18 protein-coding genes are annotated in these 21,208 nt (G+C 72.8%); 7 read left to right on the forward strand and 11 right to left on the reverse strand.

What is annotated here, in order from left to right; genetic code table 11:
* The first annotated feature begins 61 nt into the window (after positions 1-61).
* From iolD to AOK15_RS00570, 3 genes are all read left to right on the forward strand, one after another.
* The gene (iolD, locus tag AOK15_RS00560; RefSeq protein ID WP_055511498.1) at positions 62-1,951 is read left to right on the forward strand and encodes a 3D-(3,5/4)-trihydroxycyclohexane-1,2-dione acylhydrolase (decyclizing); all 1,890 of its coding nucleotides are present in this window, start codon (positions 62-64) and stop codon (positions 1,949-1,951) included.
* A 73-nt stretch (positions 1,952-2,024) separates the two neighbouring features.
* On the forward strand, positions 2,025-2,834 hold the full coding sequence (locus AOK15_RS00565; protein ID WP_079058228.1) for a GntR family transcriptional regulator: 810 nt from the start codon (positions 2,025-2,027) through the stop codon (positions 2,832-2,834).
* Between the two features lie 160 nt (positions 2,835-2,994).
* The gene (locus tag AOK15_RS00570; RefSeq protein WP_055511538.1) at positions 2,995-4,041 is read left to right on the forward strand and encodes a sugar ABC transporter substrate-binding protein; all 1,047 of its coding nucleotides are present in this window, start codon (positions 2,995-2,997) and stop codon (positions 4,039-4,041) included.
* A gap of 66 nt (positions 4,042-4,107) precedes the next feature.
* Here the strand turns inward: AOK15_RS00570 and AOK15_RS00575 are convergent, their stop codons facing one another.
* A complete protein-coding gene (locus AOK15_RS00575; RefSeq protein ID WP_055511499.1) occupies positions 4,108-5,259 on the reverse strand; it encodes a Gfo/Idh/MocA family protein in 1,152 nt (383 codons plus the stop codon).
* A gap of 131 nt (positions 5,260-5,390) precedes the next feature.
* Between AOK15_RS00575 and AOK15_RS00580 the strand changes: the two genes are divergently transcribed.
* Both AOK15_RS00580 and AOK15_RS00585 read left to right on the forward strand, forming a co-directional pair.
* Positions 5,391-6,395: a LacI family DNA-binding transcriptional regulator gene (locus AOK15_RS00580; RefSeq protein WP_055511501.1), complete on the forward strand. Its 1,005-nt coding sequence runs from the start codon at positions 5,391-5,393 to the stop codon at positions 6,393-6,395.
* Positions 6,396-6,702: 307 nt separating this feature from the next.
* Positions 6,703-8,919 (forward strand): outer membrane protein assembly factor BamB family protein, encoded by a 2,217-nt coding sequence (locus AOK15_RS00585; RefSeq protein ID WP_055511503.1) that lies wholly within the window; start codon positions 6,703-6,705, stop codon positions 8,917-8,919.
* A 61-nt stretch (positions 8,920-8,980) separates the two neighbouring features.
* Here AOK15_RS00585 and AOK15_RS00590 read toward each other — a convergent pair whose 3' ends face one another.
* Genes AOK15_RS00590 through AOK15_RS00610 form a run of 5 tightly spaced genes read right to left on the reverse strand, consistent with a single transcriptional unit; the run spans position 8,981 to position 13,194 of the window.
* On the reverse strand, positions 8,981-9,412 hold the full coding sequence (locus tag AOK15_RS00590; protein WP_055511505.1) for an ankyrin repeat domain-containing protein: 432 nt from the start codon (positions 9,410-9,412) through the stop codon (positions 8,981-8,983).
* A 41-nt stretch (positions 9,413-9,453) separates the two neighbouring features.
* Entirely contained in the window at positions 9,454-10,092 is a 639-nt protein-coding gene (locus AOK15_RS00595) for a hypothetical protein (protein ID WP_055511540.1), read from the reverse strand.
* Between the two features lie 5 nt (positions 10,093-10,097).
* Entirely contained in the window at positions 10,098-10,976 is an 879-nt protein-coding gene (locus AOK15_RS00600) for a carbohydrate ABC transporter permease (protein ID WP_055511507.1), read from the reverse strand.
* Positions 10,973-11,914, reverse strand: coding sequence for a carbohydrate ABC transporter permease (locus tag AOK15_RS00605; protein ID WP_055511509.1), 942 nt, complete (start codon positions 11,912-11,914; stop codon positions 10,973-10,975). The genes AOK15_RS00600 and AOK15_RS00605 overlap by 4 nt, the downstream gene beginning before the upstream one ends.
* Positions 11,911-13,194, reverse strand: coding sequence for an ABC transporter substrate-binding protein (locus AOK15_RS00610; RefSeq protein ID WP_055511512.1), 1,284 nt, complete (start codon positions 13,192-13,194; stop codon positions 11,911-11,913). The genes AOK15_RS00605 and AOK15_RS00610 overlap by 4 nt, the downstream gene beginning before the upstream one ends.
* A gap of 66 nt (positions 13,195-13,260) precedes the next feature.
* Here AOK15_RS00610 and AOK15_RS00615 point away from each other — a divergent pair, with 66 nt between their 5' ends.
* A complete protein-coding gene (locus AOK15_RS00615) occupies positions 13,261-14,610 on the forward strand; it encodes a Gfo/Idh/MocA family protein (RefSeq protein ID WP_055511515.1) in 1,350 nt (449 codons plus the stop codon).
* An 87-nt stretch (positions 14,611-14,697) separates the two neighbouring features.
* Here the strand turns inward: AOK15_RS00615 and AOK15_RS00620 are convergent, their stop codons facing one another.
* Positions 14,698-15,921, reverse strand: a complete 1,224-nt coding sequence (locus AOK15_RS00620) for a cytochrome P450 (protein WP_055511517.1) — start codon at positions 15,919-15,921, stop codon at positions 14,698-14,700.
* Positions 15,922-16,152: 231 nt separating this feature from the next.
* On the opposite strand from AOK15_RS00620, the gene AOK15_RS00625 reads away from it, so the two are divergent.
* Positions 16,153-16,641 (forward strand): SRPBCC family protein, encoded by a 489-nt coding sequence (locus AOK15_RS00625; RefSeq protein WP_055511519.1) that lies wholly within the window; start codon positions 16,153-16,155, stop codon positions 16,639-16,641.
* A 70-nt stretch (positions 16,642-16,711) separates the two neighbouring features.
* Here AOK15_RS00625 and AOK15_RS00630 read toward each other — a convergent pair whose 3' ends face one another.
* From AOK15_RS00630 to AOK15_RS00645, 4 genes are all read right to left on the reverse strand, one after another.
* Positions 16,712-17,317: a TIGR03086 family metal-binding protein gene (locus AOK15_RS00630; protein ID WP_079058229.1), complete on the reverse strand. Its 606-nt coding sequence runs from the start codon at positions 17,315-17,317 to the stop codon at positions 16,712-16,714.
* 143 nt (positions 17,318-17,460) lie between these two features.
* A complete protein-coding gene (locus tag AOK15_RS00635) occupies positions 17,461-18,186 on the reverse strand; it encodes a hypothetical protein (protein WP_240508247.1) in 726 nt (241 codons plus the stop codon).
* Between the two features lie 103 nt (positions 18,187-18,289).
* A complete protein-coding gene (locus AOK15_RS00640; RefSeq protein ID WP_055511521.1) occupies positions 18,290-19,447 on the reverse strand; it encodes an XdhC family protein in 1,158 nt (385 codons plus the stop codon).
* Between the two features lie 89 nt (positions 19,448-19,536).
* Positions 19,537-21,000: an NCS2 family permease gene (locus AOK15_RS00645; protein WP_055511523.1), complete on the reverse strand. Its 1,464-nt coding sequence runs from the start codon at positions 20,998-21,000 to the stop codon at positions 19,537-19,539.
* Positions 21,001-21,208: the final 208 nt, after the last annotated feature.

The raw sequence follows: 21,208 nt of genomic DNA on the forward strand, positions 1-21,208 counted from the left end.
GCCCCAGCAGCATGCCCCTCGCCCAGCCCCCAACCCACCCCTTCGTCCCAGTGAGGTCCCGATGAGCACCCCCTCCACCCGCCGGCTCACCGTGGCGCAGGCGCTGGTGCGGTTCCTCGCCGCCCAGTACACCGAGCGCGACGGACAGCGGCAGCGGCTGATCGGCGCGACCTGGGGCATCTTCGGCCACGGCAACGTCGCGGGCCTCGGCCAGGCGCTGCTGGAGGCCGGCGAGGAGACCATGCCGTTCCATCAGGGCCGCAACGAGCAGTCCATGGTGCACGCGGCCGTCGGGTACGCCCGTCAGCTGAACCGGCTCTCCGCGCAGGCGGTCACCACCTCCATCGGGCCCGGCGCCACCAACCTCGTCACCGGCGCCGCCCTCGCCACCATCAACCACCTGCCGGTGCTGCTCCTGCCCGGCGACACCTTCGCGACCCGGCCCGCGGACCCGGTCCTCCAGCAGCTGGAGCACCCGACCGAGGCCGACGTGTCCGTCAACGACACCCTGCGCCCGGTGTCGCGGTACTTCGACCGGGTCACCCGCCCCGAGGCGCTGATCCCGGCCGCCCTCCAGGCGATGCGGGTCCTCGCGGACCCCGTCGACACGGGCGCCGTGACCCTCGCGCTGCCACAGGACGTGCAGGCGGAGGCGTACGACTGGCCGGAGGAGTTCTTCGCCGAGCGCGTCTGGCGGGTACGGCGGCCCGCGCCCGACCCGGTGGAGCTGGCCGAGGCGGTCCGGGCGATCCGCGCGGCGCGGCGGCCTCTCCTCGTCGCGGGCGGCGGCGTCCACCACAGCGAGGCGGAGGCGGCGCTGCGGGCGCTGGTGGAGGCCACCGGCATCCCGGTCGCGTCCACCCAGGCCGGCAAGGGCTCGCTGCGCCACGACCACCCGGCCGATCTCGGCGGCATCGGGCACACCGGCACCGCCGTCTGCGACGACATCGCCCGCACCGCCGATCTGATCATCGGCGTCGGCACCCGCTACACCGACTTCACCACCGCCTCCCACACCCTCTTCCAGGTCCCGGACGTCCGCTTCGTCAACCTCAACATCGCGGCGTTCGACGCCCACAAGCTGTCGGCCCGGACCCTGGTGTGCGACGCGCGGGCCGGACTGGAGGCGCTCACGGAGGCGCTCGCCGGGCACCGCGTGGACGAGGCGTACGAGGCCGAGTACCGGAACGGCAAGCAGCGCTGGGAGCAGGTGGTGCGGGCGGCGTACACGCCGGCCGACGAGCACGCCGTGCCGACGCAGACGCAGGTGCTGGGCGCCCTGGACACGGTCGTCGGGGACGACGACGTCGTCATCAACGCGGCCGGTTCGCTCCCCGGCGACCTGCACAAGCTGTGGCGGGCCCGCAGCCCCCGCCAGTACCACCTGGAGTACGGCTACTCCTGCATGGGCTACGAGATCCCCGCCGCGATCGGCGTCCAGCAGGCGGCGCCCGGCACGGCCGTGTGGGCGCTGGTCGGCGACGGCACGTATCTGATGATGCCGACGGAGATCGTGACGGCCGTCCAGGAGGGGCTGCCCGTCAATCTGGTCCTCGTCCAGAACCACGGGTACGCCTCGATCGGCGGCCTGTCGGAGTCGGTGGGCGGGGAGCGGTTCGGCACCGCCTACCGCCACCGCGTCGCCGACGGCACCTTCACCGGCGCCCCGCTGCCGGTGGACCTGGCCGCCAACGCGGCCAGCCTCGGCATGGACGTCATCCGCGCCAAGACCGTACGGGAGCTGCGCGACGCCCTGGCCGCGGCCCGCGCCTCGGACCGGCCGACCTGCGTGTACGTGGAGACCGACCCGACGTCCACCGCTCCCCCGGCGGAGGCCTGGTGGGACGTTCCGGTGGCGGAGACCGCCGCCCGCCCGGCCGCGGTCGAGGCCCGCGCGACGTACGACCGGGAGGTCTCCGCCCGGCGCCGGCACCTCCACCCGGGGACGTGAGCGGCACGGCCCGCGGCCGGTCCCGGCGCCGCCCGGCATCCGTGACGGGTGCGCGGCTTGTCAGGACAACGAAATGACAGGGCTTCCTGTCATCCGTACGGGCGGTTACCCTCGGACCGTGACCAGCGCGACCACAGGGAGTACAGAGAAGCTCGACCTCCGGGTCGACCGGAGCAGCCCGGTGCCGCTGTACTACCAGCTGGCCCGGCAGCTGGAGTCCGCCATCGAGCACGGGGCACTGGGCCCGGGCAGCCTGCTGGGCAACGAGATCGAGCTCGCGGGCCGCCTCGGCCTGTCCCGACCGACCGTGCGGCAGGCCATCCAGTCCCTCGTCGACAAGGGCCTGCTCGTGCGCCGCCGGGGGGTCGGCACGCAGGTCGTGCACAGCCAGGTCAAGCGTCCTCTGGAGCTGAGCAGTCTCTACGACGACCTGGAGGCGGCGGGCCAGCAGCCCACGACCCAGGTGCTGCTGAGCGAGATCCGGCCCGCCTCCGCCGGGGTCGCGGCGGCCCTGGGCCTGGCCGAGGGCGCGGAGGTCCACCTCTTCGAACGGCTCCGGCTCACCCACGGCCAGCCGGTTGCGTTCCTGTCCAACTACGTCCCGGCGGGCCTGCTGGACCTCGACACCGAGCGGCTGGAGGCGACGGGCCTGTACCGGATGATGCGCAACGCCGGCATCACCCTGCACAGCGCCCACCAGACGGTCGGCGCCCGGATCGCCGCCCCCGAGGAGGCCGAGCGGCTCGGCGAGCCCGAGGGGGCCGCCCTCCTCACCATGCAACGCACGGCGTACGACGACACGGGCCGGGCCGTCGAGTACGGCAGCCACGTCTACCGGGCCTCGCGCTACTCCTTCGACTTCCAGCTGCTCGTCCGCACCTGACGCCCGGACCACGGCGCCCAGCTCCCCGGAACCGCAGGTCAGGCAGGAAGACCCCCCGGGGTACTAGATTGGGCAGCGGAGGCCGCGGCATGAGCGGCCCCCGCCTGATCTCCCGCACGCAACCGTTCGCAAGGGAGAACCAGCCGTGAAGACCCGACGCATGCGCCGTATCAGCCTCGGTGCCGTCAGTGCTCTCGTCGTCACCGTGCTCGGCGCCTGCGGCGGCTCCGATTCCGACCCGGGCAGCGCCACGGTGGTGGGTGTCGACTACCCCCGCTCGGACACCGACTTCTGGAACGCGTTCATGAAGTACACCCCCGGGTTCGCCGAGGAACTCGGGCTGGAGCTGAAGACCACCAACTCGCGCAACGACGTCGCGAAACTCGCCACCAACTCCCAGAGCCTCATCATCCACGGTGTGGAGGGTGTGGCCATGGCCCCCCAGAACACCGCCGCGACCACGCCCATCCTGCGGCAGCTGGCCGCGCAGAAGATCCCCGTGGTCACCCTGGACACCCGTCCCGACACCGGCGACGTCTACATGGTGGTGCGCGCGGACAACCGCGCGTACGGGGAGAAGGCCTGCCGGTTCCTCGGCACCAAGCTCGGCGGCGAGGGCAAGGTCGTCATGCTCCAGGGGGACCTCGCCTCCGTCAACGGCCGCGATCGCACCGACGGGTTCAACGCGTGCATGAAGGAGCACTATCCCCGGATCAAGGTCTTCGGGGAGACGACGAACTGGGACGGGACGATCGCGGCGCAGAAACTGCAGGCGAATCTCACCGCCCACCCCGACATCAAGGGCATCTACATGCAGTCCAGCCTGGCGCTCTCCGGCAGCCTGCAAGTGCTCAAGCAGCAAGGTCTGCTGGTCGGCCCGGAGGACAAGAGGCATGTGTTCGTCGTCGCCAACGACGGCACCCCCCGAGAACTCAGGGAGATCGCCGAGGGCAAGATCGACGCCACGGTCTCCCAGCCCGCCGACCTCTACGCCAAATACGCCCTCTACTACCTGCAGGCGGCGATCGAGGGCAAGACGTTCAAGCCCGGCGGGACGGACCACGACAGCACGATCGTGCGGATCCGCGACGGTGTGCTGGAGGACCAGCTCTCCGCACCCCTGGTGACCGCGGACGGCGGGACCTACGACGGCGTGCCCAGCCTCAGGAGCGACGACAAGTCCCTCTGGGGCAACAACCTCGACTGATCCCGCACGGCCCGCCCGCGCCGCCCGCTCTCGTCTCAGGAGCGTCGGCCTCGGCCGGCGGCCGGCTCAGAGGCTCACCCACGCTCCGGACTCGGCGGAGCGGCTCATCGCGTCGAGGACGGTGGCGCTGTGCACGGCGTCGGCCAGGGTTGCGCCGTGCGGGGTGCCCTCGGCGATCGAGCGCAGGAAGTGGTGGGCCTCGATGACCTTGAGGTCGTCGTAGCCCATGGCGTTGGCGGAGCCCGGCTGGAACGCCGCGTACGCGCCGTGGCCCGGGCCGACGAAGACGGTGCTGACGGACTGGTCCTGGTAGGCCGTGCCCCGGCTGACGCCCAGCTCGCCCATGCGGCGGAAGTCCCACAGGACGGCGCCCTTGGTGCCGTGGACCTCGAAGCCGTAGTTGTTCTGCTCGCCGACGGCGACCCGGCTCGCCTCCAGGACGCCCCGGGCGCCGGAGGCGAAGCGGAGCAGGCAGTTGACGTAGTCCTCGTTCTCGACGGGGCCCGGTTCCCCGCCGGTCGCGCGGGTGTGGCCGGCGGTGGCGCCGGTGGGGCGGGCCCGTTCGGGGACGAAGATCGCGGTGTCGGCGGTGAGGGCGGTGATGTCGCCGAGGAGGAAGCGGGCGAGGTCGACGCCGTGCGAGGCGAGGTCGCCGAGGACGCCGCTGCCGCCGCGCTCACGCTCGTACCGCCAGGTCAGGGCACCCTCGGGGTGGGCGGCGTAGTCGCTGAAGAGGCGGACGCGGACATGGGTGACGGTGCCGATCTCACCTGCGGCGATCAGTTCGCGGGCGTACACGACGGCGGGGGCGTTGCGGTAGTTGAAGCCGACGGTGCCCTGGACGCCGGCCCTGACGACCGCGTCGGCGACGGCGCGGGCGTCGGCGGCGGTGAGCCCGACGGGCTTCTCGATCCAGATGTGCTTGCCGGCCTCGGCCATGGCGACGCCGATCTCGCGGTGCAGGAAGTTCGGCGCGGTGATGCTCACGGCGTGGACGCGCGGGTCGGCGGCGACCTCGCGCCAGTCGCGGGCGGTGGTGGCGAACCCGAACCGCTCGGCTGCCTCCTCGGCGCGGCCGGGCACGTCCTCGACGACGGTGACCAGCTCGGGGCGTACGGGAAGCTGCGGGAAGTGGTGCGGCACGCGGGCGTACGCCTGGGTGTGCACCCGTCCCATCCAGCCGAACCCCACGACGGCGACACCGAGCGCACTCACCATGACTGCCCTTCTTCGGACTCACCGGACCAGTTTTGGACCGTTCCAGAACGTACGTCGCTCACCTTGGAGCGAGCCTCCGCAGCTGTCAAGCCCTTTGACAACCACGCCCGCCCTGTGGAACGGTCCACACCATGAGACCTCCGACGATCCGCGATGTCGCCGAGCGCGCCGGCGTGTCGAAGTCCCTGGTCTCGCTGGTGCTGCGCGGCTCCGAGCAGGTGCGCCCCGAGAAGCGGGAGGCCGTGCTGGCGGCCGTGGAGGAGCTGGGCTACCGGCCCAACGCGGCCGCGCGCAGCCTGAGCGAGCGCCGCACCCGGACGGTCGGCGTCCTCCTCCACGACATGCGCAACCCCTGGTTCGTGGAACTGCTGGACGGTCTGAACTCCCGGCTGCACGACAACGGTCTGCGCATGCTGCTGGCCGACGGCCACCTCAACCGGCGTCTCGGGGAGGACCTCACCCGGACCTTCACCGAGCTGCGGGTCGACGGTCTGATCGCGGTCGGCACCCTGCCCCCGTCGGAGGCCCTGCGCGCGGCGGCCGCACAGGTGCCCACCGTGGTCGCCGGGGCCCGCGAGCCGACGCTCCCCCATGTCGATGTCGTCGCGGGTGACGACCAGTTGGGCGCCCGGCTCGCCACCGAGCACCTCATCGCCCTCGGCCACCGGCGGATCGGGCACATCGCGGGGGACGGCGTGGTCGGCGCGTTGCGTCGCCACAGCTTCGAGACGGTCATGCGCGAGCACGGCCTGTTGGACCTGACGGCCGTCGAGCGCGGCGACCTGACGGAGGAGGGCGGCTACCGCGCCACGGTCCGACTGCTCAGCGCGCCCGAACGCCCCACCGCCGTCCTGGCGTTCAACGACATGTCGTGCGTCGGCGCCCTCTCCGCCGCCGAGGAACTGGGCCTGAGGGTGCCGCGCGACCTGTCCCTCGTCGGCTACGACAACACCTATGTCTCCCGGCTGCGCCATCTGTGGCTCACCACCGTGGACAACGCCAGCCATGACGTCGGCCGCCGCGCCGCCCAGTGCCTGCTGGACCGCATCGCCGACCCCGCGCGCCCGGCCCAAGTCGTCCTGACCACACCGACGTTGGAGATCCGCGGCACGACGAGCCCCCCGGCGGGCCGCTGAGCCGCACGCCGTGCGCACCCAGGGGCGCGTGGACCGCGCGACGCACCCACGGGCCGACCGGTGAGCCGACGCCGCACCCGCTCCCGAGCATGTCCGTCACGTTCCCGTGCCTGTCCTTCGCGTTCCCGAGCCTGTCCGTCGTCCGCCGGAAGCACCGGGGGAGACCGGGTCCGCCGACCGCGGCGGGTGAGGCCCCCACATACTCGTCGGGAACCGAACCGGTGGTTTCACGGATCTCCTGTGCGAGGGCTCCGGAGCCGCTGGTTCGCTCCGGACGCACGGCACTTGACGGGATGGAAGGCGGGACATGGCCGACGGGATGGGGGCGAGACCCGAGGCGGACGGCTTCGCGGCGCCGGCGGACGTGGATCCGCCGCGGGTGGGGAGGTACCGGATCGTCGCGCGGCTCGGCGAGGGCGGCATGGGGCGGGTGTACCTGGGCCGGTCCCCGAGCGGGCGCGCGGTGGCGGTGAAGGTGGTGCGGCCCGACCTCGCCCAGGACCCCGACTTCCGGCGCCGGTTCGCCCGCGAGGTGGGCGCGGCCCGCAAGGTCAACGGGTTCTTCACCGCCGGGGTCGTCGAGGCCGACCCCGAGGGGTCGCCGGCGTGGCTGGCGACGGCGTACGTGCCCGGTGTCTCCCTCGGTGAGGCGGTCGTCCGGCACGGAGCATGGCCCGAGGACGCGGTGCTGGCGCTCGCGGCGGGGCTGGCCGAGGCGTTGGAGGCGATCCACTCCGCGGGAGTGATCCACCGGGATCTGAAGCCGTCGAACGTCCTGTTGGCGGCGGACGGGCCACGCGTGATCGACTTCGGGATCTCGGCCGCCACCGACTCCTGTGCCAGCAGGCTCACCCAGCCGGGCATGCTGATCGGCACGCCCGGCTTCATGTCCCCCGAGCAGCTCACCGGCAAGCCCGTCGGCCCGGCCAGTGACGTCTTCGCCCTGGGCGGGGTACTGGCGTTCACCGCGGCGGGCCGGAGCGCCTTCGGCACCGGCGCGGCCGAGGCGCTCAACTTCCGTGCCGTGTACGAGGAACCGGACCTGGACGCGCTCCCGCCGAGGGTGCGCCCTCTGGTCGCCGACTGCCTGGCCAAGGATCCCGGCGACCGCCCCACCGTCGGCGCGCTGCTGGACCGGCTGGCCGAGGAGCGGTGGGGACAGGACGCCGAGCAGAAGTCGCACGAGGTCGGCTGGCTGCCCGGTCCGGTCGCCGCCGATGTCCGGGCGCGCGCCACGGCGCCTGAGGCGCCGGTACCGGCGACGCCCGATCCGCGGCTGCTGCTGTGGTCCTCCGAGGCCACGGGAGCGGCCGGCCCGGCGGCCCCGCACGTCGCACCACCACCGTCCACCGCCCTGGACGTGCCCGCCCCGCACCCCCCGCGGGGACACGACCACCCGCGGGACACCACGACGCCGCGGCACCCACAGGACACCACCGCGCCACGGCCCCGACGGCAGGCCGGGATCTCCCGGCGGCGGCTCCTGCTCGGCCTCGCCGGAGCGGGCGTCGCCGGGGCCGGGTACACGACGTGGCGGCTCCTCGACGACGCCGAGCGCCGACCGGGGCAGCTGCTGTGGACGTTCTCCACCGGCAAGACGGTCAACTCGACACCGGCCGTGGCCGACGGGGTCGTCTACATCGGCAGCGGCGACCGACGTCTGTACGCGTTGGACGCGGCCACGGGCAAGAAGCGCTGGGCGTTCGAGACGGGGGACCGGGTCCAGTCGTCGCCGGCCGTGGTGGACGGGGTCGTCTACGTCGGCAGCGACAGCCTGCTGTACGCGGTGGACGCGGCCACCGGCAAGAGGCGGTGGCAGTACGCGGCGGGCGCGATCGACTCGGCTCCGGTGGTGGTGGACGGGGTCGTCTACACCGGCAGCGCGGACGGGCTGCACGCCGTGGACGCGGCCACGGGCGAGAAGCGCTGGACGGCGCTCGCGCCCAGCTATGTGAACACCATGCCAGCCGTGGTCGACGGGGTCGTGTACGTCGGCAGCGGCGACGGCCTGCGGGCGGTGGACGCGGCGACCGGCACGGAACGGTGGTCTGCGCTCACGGACCACATCTTCTCCTCGTCGCCGGCGGTGGCGAAGGGGCGGGTCTACATCGGCGGCATCGACGGGCTGTACTGCGTGAACGCCTCCGACGGCACGGAGTACGAGGACTTTCCGGTGGGTGGCCCCGTCGGCTCCTCCTCGCCGACGGTCGCCGACGGGGTGGTCTACGTCGGTGGCGACAAGGGCGATCTGTACGGAGTCAACGCCCTCACCGCCAAGCAGCGCCTGAAGTTCCCCACGGCGGACAGTGTCGACTCACGGCCGACGGTGGTGGACGGCGTCCTCTACTTCGGCAGCGACGACGGCTACCTGTACGCGGTGGACGTCGAGACCACCGACCTGAGGTGGCGGTTCTCGGCGGGCAACAGCATCGACAGCTTCTTCACACCGTCGTCGCCGGTCGTGTCCGACGGTGTGCTCTACATCGGCAGCTACGCGGGCAAGGTGTACGCGATAGCGGTCTGAGCCGGCGGGAGCCGACCGCGAGGGTGCCGGCACGCGTCCGGCCGCCGCGCGACCCGGGAAGTCACGCGGTCCCGTCGAGCGGGTGGGCACCGGCGGCCAGCAGCAGTGCCGCCGTCTCCGGGTGAGGGCCGTGCTCCGCCCAGTAGAGCGGAGGGCGGCCCGTGCCGTGGTCCTCGCGGAGGTTGGGATCGGCGCCGTGCGCGAGGAGTGCGCGCACGGTGTCCGTGTGGCCCCAGCAGGCGGCCCCGCACAGCGGCGTGCCTTCCGTGCCGTGCCCGCTCTCGGTGTCGGGCGGGGCGCCGGCGGCCAGCAGTCGGCGGACCGTGTCGGCCGCCCCGTGCACGGACGCCGCGTACAGCGGCGTCGTGCCGTCGGAGTCGGCCGTCGCGGGGCAGGCCCCGGCCCGGAGCAGCGCGTCGACCGTTGCGGTGTCACCGACCGACGCGGCCCGGACGAGACGTACGGACAGCTTCTTCTGCCGCCTTCTGTTCACTGCTCCCCAGTCCCACGCGACGAGTCCCGGGTCTCACCCCATCACACGCCCTCCTGGGAGGCGACCTCTTTCCCGCGCGGCCCCGTCACCGCGGTCCCCCTGGCCGCCCCGCGTACGTCGATCGCGGTGAGGGCCAGGGCCAGCAGTCCGGGGACGAGGAACGCGAGCGGCAGCAGCATCCACGCGCACAGGGCGGCGGTCACCACGGCCAGCACCACCAGGGCGCTGCCGCCCACGTCGCGCACGGCGTCATGAGCGGCCCCGCGTACCGCGCCGGGCCAGTCGACGGCGGACTCGGGGCGGGCGCAGGCCCGCAGACCGACCACGGCGGCGCAGACGCCGACGGCGGCGACCGCCACGCCGAGGGCGGGGCCACCGGGCAGGCCCGCGGAGACCAGCGCCAGGTCGACGAGGAGGAGGCCGAGACCGGCGAGGGTGACGAGCCCGGCGGCGACGTCACCGGACCGCAGCCGGCGCCGCAGCCCACCGAGGAACCGCCGGGCGGTCACCGGCCGCCCGTCCCGTACGCCCCGCAGCACCTCGCACGCCGTGGACAGCGCGGCGGGCAGCGTCACCAGCGGCAGGCTCACCACCGCCACGGCGACGCCGACGCTCAGCACATCGGCGAACAGCGACATCCTCGGTCCGAGGATCTCGCCCGGCTCGCGGTCGGTCCGCATCGCGTTCACCCCTTGATCCCGGAGTTGGCCATGCCCTCCACCAGGAACCGCTGGAAGGCGAGGAAGAACAGCACGATCGGCAGCAGCGCGATGACCGACATGGCGAACATCGGGCCGAACGCCGAGGTGCTCGACGCGTCCACGAACGACCTGAGCGCCAGGGTCAGTGTGAACTTCTCCGGGGAGAAGAGGTAGATCAGCTGGGTGAAGAAGTCGTTCCAGGTCCAGATGAAGGTGAAGATGGCGGTGGTGATCAGGGCCGGGCGCGTCAGCGGCAGGATCACCAGGAAGAAGCTACGGAACGGTCCACAGCCGTCGATCCTGGCCGCCTCTTCCAGTTCCCTCGGCAGTCCCCGCATGAACTGCACGATGAGGAAGACGAAGAACGCCTCGGTGGCCAGGAACTTCGGCAGGATCAGCGGCCAGTAGGTGTTCACCATGCCGAGCTGGTTGAAGATGATGTACTGCGGGATCAGCACCGCGTGGTGCGGCAGCATGATCGTCGCGATCATGAAGGCGAACAGCGGTCCACGGAAGCGGAATCGCAGGCGGGCGAAGGCGTACGCCGCGAGGGAGCAGGACAGTACGTTCCCGAGGACCGCGCCGGTCGCGATCAGCAGGGAGTTGCCGAGCAGTCTGCCGACCGAGACGTCGTTGACGCCTTCCAGGGCGGTCTCGTAGTTGGACCATTCCAGACGGCCGGGCAGCAGGTCGAGGCTCGCGATGACCTCGTCCGCCGGTTTCACCGAGGTCGCGAGGAGCCAGGCCAGCGGGTAGAGCATGACCAGCAGGGCGGCCAGGCAGGCGGCGTGCAGGGCCAGACGCCGCCAGGCGAAGGGCCTGGGTGCGGTGGCGGTGGCGGGCGTTGTCGTGGTGGTGGTCATCGGTCCCCCTCGGAGGCGTAGAAGACCCAGGAGCGGGACGTGCGGAACAGGACGGCGGTGACCACACCGATGGCGAGCAGCAGGACCCAGGCCATGGCGGAGGCGTAACCCATGTGGGAGGCGACGAAGCCGCGGTCGTAGAGGTAGAGCGTGTAGAACAGGGTGGAGTCGGCGGGGCCGCCCTTGCCCGCGCTGATCGCGAAGGCGGGGGTGAAGACCTGGAAGGCCTGGATGGTCTGGAGGACCAGGTTGAAGAAGATCACCGGTGACAGCATCGGCACGGTGATCGACAGGAACTGGCGCCATCGCCCGGCGCCGTCGACCTCGGCCGCCTCGTACAACTCCCCGGGGATCTGCTGGAGACCGGCGAGGAAGATGACCATCGGGGCGCCGAACTGCCACACCGTCAGCAGGGCCACCGCGAGCAGCGCCCAGCCGGGCTTGTTGACCCAGCCGCCGGTGCCGAGCAGATGGTCGACCGTGCCGCCGTCGTTGAAGATCGCCCGCCAGACGAGGGCGATGGACATGGAGGCGCCGAGGAGGGACGGGGCGTAGAACGCGGACCGGTAGAAGGCCTTGCCGTGCCGCATGTTCTTCAGGGCCAGCGCCACGACGAGGGCGAGGGCCAGTTGCAGGGGAACGGCGATGGCGACGTACGTCAGGGTCGCCCCGACCGAACGCCAGTAGCGGGGGTCCTCGGTGAACATCTGGGTGTAGTTGCGCAGGCCCACCCAGCTGGGGGCGTCGAACAGGTCGTAGTCGGTGAAGGAGAGGTAGAGCGACACGGCCATCGGGAGCAGGGTGAGGACGCAGGTGCCCAGGACCCACGGGGACAGGAACACCCAGGCGGCGCCCTCGCGTCGGGGCCTGCGGGCGGGCCGGGCGGGGGGTGCGGCGCCCTCGCCGCGTACGGTCGTCGGCGTGTGTGTGGTGGTCATGACCTCAGCTCCGCCTTCGCCTCGGTGATGTAGTTCTCGGCGGCCTCTCGGGGGGACATCCGCTCGTACGAGACCTGGTCGTAGTCGCGCTGGAAGGTGGTCTGCAGGGCGCTGTCGCCGGAGGGGGGCGCCTGGGGCGGGGCCTTCAACTCGCCCTCCAGGGAAGCCTGGTAGTCGTAGATGGTCCGGTCGAAGTCCTTGAGGTCGGGCGCGATCTCCTCGCGGAGCGTCTCGTTGACGGGGATGCCGCGGGTGGCGCCGAGGATCTTCGCGGCCTCGGGGTCGTTCAGCAGGAAGTCGACGAGGCCGACGGACTCCTCGGGGTGACTCGTGTCGGCGGCCACGCCCATGAACATCGACGGCTTGAAGTACTGGCCCGGTGTGCCGTCCTCGCCCGAGGGCATCGGCGCGAGCGTGACCTCGCCGTCGGGGAGGAGGCCGAGGTAGCCGCTGGCCGGGGCGTCCCAGTTGTTGTCGGAGAGGGCCTTGCCGCGGCCGAGCGGGGTGTTCTCCACCGTGCCGTCGAGCTGGGTGGTCTCCTCGGCGGGCGAGACGGCGCCCTCCCGGCGGAGCCGGTCGGTGAACGTCCAGTAGCGGGTCAGGTCGTCCGCGGTGAAGCCGAGTCGCCGGTCCTCGGTGTAGAGGGCCTTGCCTCGGCCGCGCAGCCAGACCTCGAAGGCGTCCTCGCTCCAGCCGGGGTCCGTGCCACCCGGCTCACCGGTCCTGCGCGCCAACTCCCGCATGGTGTCGGCCCAGTCGTTCCAGGTCCAGCCCTCGCGGGGCGGGGCGACCCCGGCCTCCTTCCACTGCTTCGCGTCGTACACGACCGTCTCGGTGCCGCGGGCCTGCGGGATCGCGTACTGCCTGCCGTCGACCTTCCCGGTGGCGAGGAGTCCCGTGTCGAACGCGTCGGTGGCCAGGGCGGCTCGCTGCTCGGCGAAGTCCAGCAGGACGCCCCCGGAGGCGTACTGGTCGATCATGCGGTAGTCGAGCTGCATGACGTCGGGCGCGTCACCGCCGGCCGCCTGGGTCGCCAGCTTCTGCTTGTAGGCGTCGTAGCCGGAGAACGAGGTCTGCACCTCGATCCCGGGGTGCTTCTTCTCGAAGAGGTCGACGGCCTGCTGGGTTCTCGCCGCCCGGTCGGGGTTGCCCCACCAGGTGTAGCGCAGGACGACCTTGCCGCCGCCCGACTCCTGTGGGCCCGAGCAGCCGCCGAGCACCGCGCACAGAGCGAGGACCACGGCCGTCGCGGAGGACTTCCTTGTCCTGTTTCCGGGCATGAGTGGGTCACCTCTTCCACTAGAAAGCGCTTCCACCCCCCGCACGAGACCCTAGGGAAGGTCCGGATGTCACAACAAGACCCCTGCACCGTCTCCGTGGGCCGCCGCCGGGCCGCCGTGGTCGGACTCGGCGCCCGCGCACGGATGTTCACCGAGGCACTGACGGGCTCCTTCGCGGACCGGATCGAGCTCGTCGGCCTCTGCGACACCAACGCGCACCGCATGGCCGTCCACAACACCTGGATCGCCGCCGACCACCCCGGCCGCGCGCCCGTACCCGCCTACGCCGCCGGGGAGTTCGAGGAGATGCTGCGGCGCGAGCGGGTCGACCTGGTGGTGGTGTGCGGTGTGGACCGGTCCCACGACCACTACATCGTGCGGGCCCTGGAGGCGGGCTGCGACGTCGTCACCGAGAAACCGATGACCACCGACGCCGGGCGCGCCCGCCTCATCCTGGACGCCCGCCGCCGGACGGGCCGCGACGTGCGGGTCGCCTTCAACTACCGCTACAACCCCGTGCACTCGGCCGTACGGGAGCTGCTCGCGAGCGGTGAGATCGGCGAGGTCGGCTCGGTGCACTTCGAGTGGCTGCTCGATCTGCGGCACGGCGCCGACTACTTCCGCCGCTGGCACCGCGAGAAGGCGAACTCCGGTGGGCTGCTGGTCCACAAGTCGACCCACCACTTCGACCTGGTCAACTGGTGGCTCGGCACCCGCCCCGAGACCGTCTTCGCCCAGGGCGGCCTCTTCTTCTACGGCGACGAGGCGGGCCGGCGCCGAGGACTCGCCCGCGCCTACGACCGCGCCCACGGCTCTCCCGCCGCCGAGGGCGACCCCTTCGCCCTGCACCTCGACGACTCCCCCGTCCTCAGCGCGCTCTACCTGGACGCCGAACAGGAGGACGGCTACCACCGCGATCGGAACGTCTTCGGATCCGGCGTCACCATCGAGGACGACATGGCGGTCCTCGTGCGGTACGCGTCCGGGGCGACCCTGACGTACCACCTGACGGCATACGCGCCCTGGGAGGGCTACCGCATCGCCTTCAACGGCAGCGAGGGCCGTCTGGAGCTGTTGGTGGAGGAGTCGACGTGGACTCGCCCGCACGTGCGGGTCACCGGGGCGAGCCCCGTCCTGCACGGCACGCAGACCGGCGACGAGGCGGGACGGACCGAGCTGCTCGTACGGCGGTTCTGGGAGCGGCCGCGTGAGGTGAAGGTCGCGACGGGCGAGGGCGGGCACGGCGGCGGGGACGTACGGATGCTGGCCGACCTGTTCGGGGACCGCGTCCCTGACGAGCTGGGCCGCGCCGCGGACGCGGTGGACGGGGCGAGGTCCCTGGTGACGGGGCTGGCGGCGAACCGGTCGCTGGAGACGGGGGCACCGGTGGCCGCGCGGGAGGTGCTGGACGTGTGAACCGGCGCAGGCCGACGGGGGGCCGCGGAGTCGTCACGCGCCCCTGTCCGCCGTCGGGGTTGCCCGACCGTTCCCCGCCCGGCGGTGTCACCAGACGAGTTCGAGGGTCTCCGGGGAGCGGTGGATCAGGGTCGGCCGCATGACGATCCGCTGGTCGTCCGCGAGGCGCAGCCCTGGCATGCGGCGGGTCAGGAGCTCCAGGGTGATGCGGAGTTGTTCGCGGGCGAGGGTGGAGCCGGGGCAGGCGTGGACGCCGAGGCCGAAGGAGAGGTGGCGGGCGGCGGCGGTGCGGGTGATGTCGAAGTCGTCGGGGCCCGGGTGGCGGGAGCCGTCGTGGTTGGCGCCGCCGAAGGCGAGGAACACCGGTGACCCGGCCGGCAGTTCGGTGCCCGCGAGGGTGACCGCTCGGGTGGTGACCCGGCGGAAGCCCTGGAGGGCCGTGTCGTACCGGGCGGCCTCCTCGATGGCGGCCGGGATGCGGTCGGGGTGGGCGCACAGCAGCTCCCACTGGCGCGGGTGGCTCAGGAGGTGCAGGAGGGCCGTGCCGATGAGAGCCGTGGTCGTCAGATGCCCGGCGATGAGCAGGTTCTGAAGATGGGCGACCAGCTCATGGCGTTGGTCGAGCGTCAGCTCCCCCTCGCCCGGCCCGGCGACGGAGGTGATGAGGTCGGTGACCAGGTCCTCGCGGGGGTCGGCGCGGCGGGCGCGGACGAACGCGTCGACGCGGTGGGACATCGCCACCACGTCCTCGGCGGCGGCGATCTGCTCGGCCTCCGTCAGGGGCCGGAAGAGGAGTTCTTCGAGCCGGTGACCGCCGTGCACCAGGGCCGGTACGTCCGCCGGGTCGAATCCGACGAGGCGTCCGATGACGTCGCCGGGCAGCCTCCCGGCGTAGGCGGCCATCAGCTCGACCCGGCCGTCCTTCTCGAAGCCGTCGAGGAGCGCGGCGGCCCGCTCGGCGGCGTACGGGAGGACGGCGCCGACCCGCGCGGGCGACAGGCCGCGCACGAGGGGCGCCCGCAGTGCCTGGTGCGGGGCCCCGTCGGCGGTCACCACGACCGGCCGGCCGCCGAAGCCGCCGGCCAGCACGGCCAGGGCGGCGGGCGCGGGCATCACGTCGGGGCGCAGCGCGTTGGCCGACGAGAAGTCCTCCGGCCGCCGCAGCACCTCCCGCACGTCCGCGTCCCGGACCACCAGCCACGAGTCCAGCTCCGGCACATAGGTGAGCCCCTCCGCCGCCCGCGCCCGCGCGTAGTGCGGATACGGATCCCGCTGCAACTCGTCGAGCCTGGCGTGCAGTTCACGGTCCACGGGGATGCACCTTCCGGCCGGGGCGGGACGTGCGGACGGGGCTCATGCTGCCGTACGCGGGGTGGCAGCGGTAGACGGTGGGGCGACCGGAGCCGCCGGCTGGTGAACGTTCAGGGCCGTCTTTCGGCGGTCAGAAACGGGCCGCACGCGGGGGAACTGCGGGTCGAGGGCCGCAGGTAGTGGGCCGGCCGCGCCCGCCGTGTCCCCGATTGTTCACCTACGATCTGCTTCGTGGTCCTCTTCTCCCTCGAACGCCTCTCCCACCTCCCCGTCGACGTGGCCTGGCAGCGGCTCACCGACTGGCGTCGCCACGCCGACGTCGTCCCCCTGACCCGGGTCACCGTCCGCACGCCTCCCCCGACCGCCGAGGGCACGGTCTTCGTCGCCCGCAGCGGTGTCGGACCCCTCGCCTTCGACGATCCGATGGAGGTGGTGGTGTGGCAGCCGCCGGAGGGCGGAGGGGTGGGGCGGTGTCGGCTCGTCAAGCACGGGTCCCTGGTCAAGGGGTGGGCCGAGATCGAGGTCCGTCCCCACGGCGACGGGGCGGGAGCCGGACCCGACTCCCCGCCCACCCCCGCCGCTTCGCGTGTCCTGTGGCGCGAGGAACTGCGCGTCCACCGGCTGCCGGGCTTCTGCGACCGGCCCCTCGGGTGGCTGTCCCGGCGGATGTTCGGGCGCGCGATGGACGGGTTGTTGAGGCAGACGCCCTCCGGGCGCTGAGCACCTCCATGGGTCGGTACTCGACCGCGCACCCAGTTGCCGGGGGCGTCCTACCTCTCCGCGAGCAGGGTCACGAGGCGCTCCAGTGGGGGTCGCGGCCCAGGTAGCGCAGGAGGGTCTTCACGTCGTCGTCGCCGTCGTCGGGGGTCAGGGTTGCGGCGTACGCGCCGTAGGGGCGGAGTGGCTCGACGATCTCCTGGGCGATCTTGAGGAGGGGGCGGGCCAGCTCGGGGGTGAGCGGCGAGGGTCCGCCCGTCGCCCGGGTGATGTCCCAGGCGTGGACCGCCGCGTCCAGGCCGCACGCCGCCGAGCCGGACCACGGGGACAACGTGTGCGGCGGTACCGGCACGGGCACCTCGGCGGCGTCCCGGTCGACCCCCGACCACGCCTTCGCCGCGCGGGCCAGGGCGTCCTCCAGGAGCGCCGCCGGGTCCGCCCCCTCCAGGTCGCCCGACGGGGCGAACGGGTTGAAGTCGGGGCCGGGTTCGCCGGTCAGCGCGGCGGCGTAGCCGATCTGGTCGCCGACGGCGTGCTGGAAGACGTGGGTGACGGTCCAGCCCGCGCAGGGTGTCGGCAGGTGCCAGCCGTCGGCGGGGACGGCGCGGACCGCCGTGCGCAGGGCCTCGTGGGAGGCGTCCAGGACGTCCCAGCCGCTGGAGGTCATGTCGTCGCTCATCGAAAGGTCCCCGTTCGTGATGCCGGTGTCGTCGTCGTGATCAATGGTGCTGTCTCGCGTCCACTCTCGGCCCGTGCCGACCGGGGAGGCAGTGCCCTCCGCGACGGCAGGACTGCCGGTACCAGGCCGGCGCCGGTCGCGCGTCAGGGCTTGCCGGGGTTCGGGTCCGGGGCGCTGTCGCGGGGGGTGGCGAGACCGTCCCGGCGGTCGCGGTCGCCGTCGCCGGTGGTGCTGAGGAGGGTGTCGCAGATCTCGCGGAGCTTGTCGGTGGCCTGCTTGGAGAACAGGCCGCAGAGGCCGGCTATGCCGGAGAAGCCGTACGGGTTGGTGGCGCCGGCGCCGGAGCTGCCGGCGAAGAGGCCGCCGCGCAGCAGCAGGTAGACGAGGAGCGCGAGGGCCACGCCGATGCCGGCGCGCAGCAGGTACCACCAGAGCCAGCTCGCGTAGAGCCGTCGGTTGCCGACGTAGGTGGCGAACGAGGTGGCCGCGTGGACGAAGCTGCCGAGCGCGCTGCACACCACCACGGCCAGCAGCATCGCCGTGTCCGCGGTCAGCGCCCAGTCGCCGAAGCCGAACGGCGACCAGCGGGCGGTGGCCGCGGGGTCCGCCCCCGGCTCGATCGTCGCCAGGATCACCGGCCACAGGGTCACGAGGGCGCCGCAGACGAGGACCACGTCGACGAGGAGGAAGAGGCCGAGCAGGGTGGTCGCGGGAGTCGACAGCCGACGCTCGTCACGGGTGCCGTCGGGTGCGCCGCCGGCCTCGCCGTCGACCGGGCCCGAGCCCGTGCCGCCGTCGCCGCTGTCCAGGCCGGTGGCGCCGTCAGGGCCCTCGTCCATGCCCTCGCCCGCGCCGTGCCCCACGCTCACCGTACTCAACTGTCCGCCCCCGTCGTGCTGTTGCCGTGTCACCGACGGTCAACCCTGCCGCCCGGGCGGTCAAGTCACAAGTCGGGCGAAGCCTGAAGGGGGGTCAGGACACCCTCAGGCTCGGCACGTCCGCCGGGTTCGACGACGGGCCGTCGTGGTGGATCGGCGCGTGCGCGCCCGTCAGGGGGACCCCGGCGCCGCCGCGGCGGTGGGCGACGATCTCGGAGGCGATGGACAGGGCCGTCTCCTCGGGGGTGCGGGCGCCGAGGTCGAGGCCGATGGGTGAGCGGAGGCGGGCCAGTTCCAGGTCGGTGACGCCCTCCTGGCGGAGGCGTCGCTCGCGGTCGAGGTGGGTGCGGCGGGAGCCCATCGCGCCGACGTAGGCGACGGGGAGGCGCAGGGCGAGGCGCAGCAGCGGGACGTCGAACTTGGCGTCGTGGGTGAGGACGCACAGGACGGTCCGGGCGTCGACGTCCGTGCGCTCCAGGTACCGGTGCGGCCACTCGACGACGATCTCGTCCGCCTCCGGGAAGCGGGTGCGGGTGGCGAAGACGGGGCGGGCGTCGCAGACGGTCACGTGGTAACCGAGGAACGTGCCGATCCGGACGAGCGCGGACGCGAAGTCGATGGCGCCGAAGACGATCATCCGGGGTGGTGGCACGGAGGACTCCACCAGAACCGTGAGCGGCGCTCCGCAACGTGAGCCCTGCTCTCCGATCTCCAGGGTGCCGGTGCGGCCGGCGTCCAGGAGGGCGCGGGCCTCGGCAGCGACCGTGTGGTCCAGTTCGGGGTGGGCGCGGAAGCCGCCGTCGTACGAGCCGTCCGGGCGGACCAGCAGGGCCCGGCCGCGCAGTTCCGCCGGGCCGGAGACGATCCGGGCCAGTGCCGCCGCCTCCCCGCCCGCCGCCGAGGCGAGCGCGGCGGCGACCACCGGGCGGACGGGGTCGCCCGTCCGCACCGGGGTCACGAGGATGTCGATGACCCCGCCGCAGGTCAGGCCGACGGCGAAGGCGTCCTCGTCGCTGTAGCCGAAGCGTTCGAGGACCGGTTCGCCGTCCTCCAGCGCCTGTCGGCACAGCTCGTAGACGGCGCCCTCCACGCAGCCGCCGGAGACCGAGCCGATGGCCGTGCCGTCGGCGTCCACCGCGAGGGCGGCGCCGGGCTGCCGAGGGGCGCTGCCACCGACGGCCACCACGGTGGCCACGGCGAAGTCGCGCCCCTGCCCGACCCACCGGTGCAGCTCGTCGGCGATGTCCAGCATCTCTCGGTCTCCTCACGTACGACGGTTGCGCGGACGGTACCGGACGGCGGACCCGGACCTCGCCCGGCCGGTTCGCGCCCGGCGGGGGCTCAGTGCACGCCCAGCCAGCTCTCGATCGGGTCGAGCGCGAAGAAGACGACGAACACCGCCGTCAGGCCCCACATGAACGGGCCGATCTCCCGCGCCCGGCCCTGGGCGAGCTTGATGGCGACGTACGAGACGACTCCGGCCGCGACGCCCGCGGTGATGGAGTACGTGAACGGCATGATCACGACGGTCAGGAAGACGGGGACCGCGGTGGCGCGGTCGGCCCAGTCGACGTGCCGGGCGTTGGTCATCATCATCGCGCCGATGACCACCAGGGCGGCTGCCGCGACCTCGCCGGGGACGATCGCCGTCAGCGGGGTGAAGAACAGGCAGGCGGCGAAGAGCAGTCCGGTGACGACGGAGGACAGGCCCGTACGGGCGCCCTCGCCGACGCCGGTCGCCGACTCGACGAACACCGTCTGGCCGGAGCCGCCGGCCACACCGCCGATCGCGCCGCCCGCGCCGTCGATGAACAGCGCCTTGGACAGGCCGGGCATCCGCCCCCTGTCGTCGGCGAGGCCCGCCTCCGTGCCCACGCCGATGATGGTGGCCATCGCGTCGAAGAACCCGGCGAGGACGAGGGTGAAGACGATCATGCCGACCGTCATCGCGCCGACGTCGCGCCAGCCGCCGAACTCGACGTGCCCGAACAGCGAGAAGTCCGGCATCGACACCGCACTGCCGTGCAACTCCGGTGCGCCGCCCGCCCATTGCTTCGGGTCGATGACGTCGAGGGCGTTGAGGGTGACGGCGAGGACGGTGCCGCCGACGATGCCGAGCAGGATCGCGCCGGGGACACCGCGGGCCTGGAGCATGAAGATCGCGAGGAGGGTGGCCGCGAAGAGCAGGACGGGCCAGCCGGCGAGTTCGCCGGCGGGGCCGAGGGTGACCGGGGTCGCCTTGCCCTGGTGCACGAAGCCGGCCTTGTAGAAGCCGATCAGGGCGACGAACAGCCCGATGCCCATGGTGATCGCGTGCTTCAGGGCCAGCGGGATCGCGTTCATGATCATCTCACGGAGGCCGGTGACGACCAGCAGCATGATGATCACGCCGTACATCACACACATGCCCATCGCCTGCGGCCAGGTCACCTGGGGGGCGACCTGCGAGGCGATGACGCCGGAGACGGACAGGCCCGCGGCGAGGGCGAGCGGCACCCTGCCGACGAAGCCCATGAGGAGGGTGCTGACGGCAGCCGCGAGGGCGGTCGCCGTGATCAGGGCCTTCTGGCCGAGGGTGGCGCCCGCGGCGTCCGGGCCGGACAGGATGAGCGGGTTGAGCAGGAGGATGTACGCCATCGCCATGAAGGTGGTGACGCCGCCGCGGACCTCACGGGCCGCGGAGGACCCTCGGGCGGTGATGTGGAAGTACCGGTCGAGTGAGGACCTGCCGGCGGGGACGCGGGATTCCGCGGCCGCGTCGTCCGCCGACGCGTCGGCCTTCGGCTGGAGGGACTGCTGGGTCATGTGGGCTTACTCCCAAGGTTCACAGGGGCCCCCGCGCTGCGCTTGGCCTGCGCGGGATTTGGGAAGGCGCCCGACCCGGGGGACGGCCCGAGACGAACGGGGTACCTGCGGTGCTGGAGCGGTGCCGGGTGGCCGTGGAGTGTGGCTGTTGCCCGGCGGGGGGTGCCGCGCGCTGGAGCTCGGTCGGTGCGGTTCGTTCGGCGACCGC

Source organism: Streptomyces ossamyceticus, assembly GCF_001418475.1.
GTDB lineage: Bacteria > Actinomycetota > Actinomycetes > Streptomycetales > Streptomycetaceae > Streptomyces > Streptomyces ossamyceticus.